Source organism: Streptomyces sp. NPDC059080, from assembly GCF_042739975.1.
Lineage (GTDB): Bacteria > Actinomycetota > Actinomycetes > Streptomycetales > Streptomycetaceae > Streptomyces > Streptomyces benahoarensis.
Window position 1 is genome coordinate 1 of sequence record NZ_JBHYGX010000078.1, and the last position, 1,850, is coordinate 1,850.

The 1,850-nt window shown below is 56.4% G+C and carries 1 rRNA gene (running past one end of the window); it reads right to left on the bottom strand.

What is annotated here, in order from left to right:
• Positions 1–21 precede the first annotated feature (21 nt).
• A 23S ribosomal RNA gene (locus ACFWWQ_RS29475) occupies positions 22–1,850 on the bottom strand; it runs 1,373 nt beyond the window's last position.

The following is a 1,850-nucleotide window of genomic DNA, read 5'->3' on the forward strand; positions in this document are numbered from 1 at the left end:
ACACAGTGGACGCGAGCAACTGAGGACAAGCCCTCGGCCTATTAGTACCAGTCAACTCCACCGGTTGCCCGGCTTCCATATCTGGCCTATCAACCCAGTCGTCTACTGGGAGCCTTACCCTCTCAAGGAGGTGGGAGTACTCATCTCGAAGCAGGCTTCCCGCTTAGATGCTTTCAGCGGTTATCCTTTCCGAACGTAGCCAACCAGCCATGCCCTTGGCAGGACAACTGGCACACCAGAGGTTCGTCCGTCCCGGTCCTCTCGTACTAGGGACAGCCCTTCTCAATACTCCTACGCGCGCAGCGGATAGGGACCGAACTGTCTCACGACGTTCTAAACCCAGCTCGCGTACCGCTTTAATGGGCGAACAGCCCAACCCTTGGGACCGACTCCAGCCCCAGGATGCGACGAGCCGACATCGAGGTGCCAAACCATCCCGTCGATATGGACTCTTGGGGAAGATCAGCCTGTTATCCCCGGGGTACCTTTTATCCGTTGAGCGACGGCGCTTCCACAAGCCACCGCCGGATCACTAGTCCCTACTTTCGTACCTGCTCGACCCGTCAGTCTCACAGTCAAGCTCCCTTGTGCACTTACACTCAACACCTGATTGCCAACCAGGCTGAGGGAACCTTTGGGCGCCTCCGTTACTCTTTAGGAGGCAACCGCCCCAGTTAAACTACCCACCAGACACTGTCCCTGATCCGGATCACGGACCCAGGTTAGACATCCAGCACGACCAGAGTGGTATTTCAACAACGACTCCACAACCACTGGCGTGATCGCTTCACAGTCTCCCACCTATCCTACACAAGCCGAACCGAACACCAATATCAAGCTATAGTAAAGGTCCCGGGGTCTTTCCGTCCTGCTGCGCGAAACGAGCATCTTTACTCGTAGTGCAATTTCACCGGGCCTATGGTTGAGACAGTCGAGAAGTCGTTACGCCATTCGTGCAGGTCGGAACTTACCCGACAAGGAATTTCGCTACCTTAGGATGGTTATAGTTACCACCGCCGTTTACTGGCGCTTAAGTTCTCAGCTTCGCCACACCGAAATGTGACTAACCGGTCCCCTTAACGTTCCAGCACCGGGCAGGCGTCAGTCCGTATACATCGCCTTACGGCTTCGCACGGACCTGTGTTTTTAGTAAACAGTCGCTTCTCGCTGGTCTCTGCGGCCACCACCAGCTCAGAGTGCAAAACTCATCACCAGCAATGGCCCCCCTTCTCCCGAAGTTACGGGGGCATTTTGCCGAGTTCCTTAACCATAGTTCACCCGAACGCCTCGGTATTCTCTACCTGACCACCTGAGTCGGTTTAGGGTACGGGCCGCCATGAAACTCGCTAGAGGCTTTTCTCGACAGCATAGGATCATCCACTTCGCCACAATCGGCTCGGCATCAGGTCTCAGACTATATGCACGACGGATTTGCCTACCGTGCGTCCTACACCCTTACCCCGGGACAACCACCGCCCGGGCTGGACTACCTTCCTGCGTCACCCCATCACTCACCTACTACCACCTTGGATCAGCGGCTCCACCACTCCCCTCAACTCCGAAGAGATCAGGGCGGCTTCACGGCCTTAGCATCAGAGGGCTCGATGTTTGACGCTTCACAACGGGTACCGGAATATCAACCGGTTGTCCATCGACTACGCCTGTCGGCCTCGCCTTAGGTCCCGACTTACCCTGGGCAGATCAGCTTGACCCAGGAACCCTTAGTCAATCGGCGCACACGTTTCCCACGTGTGTATCGCTACTCATGCCTGCATTCTCACTCGTGAACCGTCCACAACTCGTTTCCACGGCTGCTTCACCCGGCACACGACGCTCCCCTACCCATCACC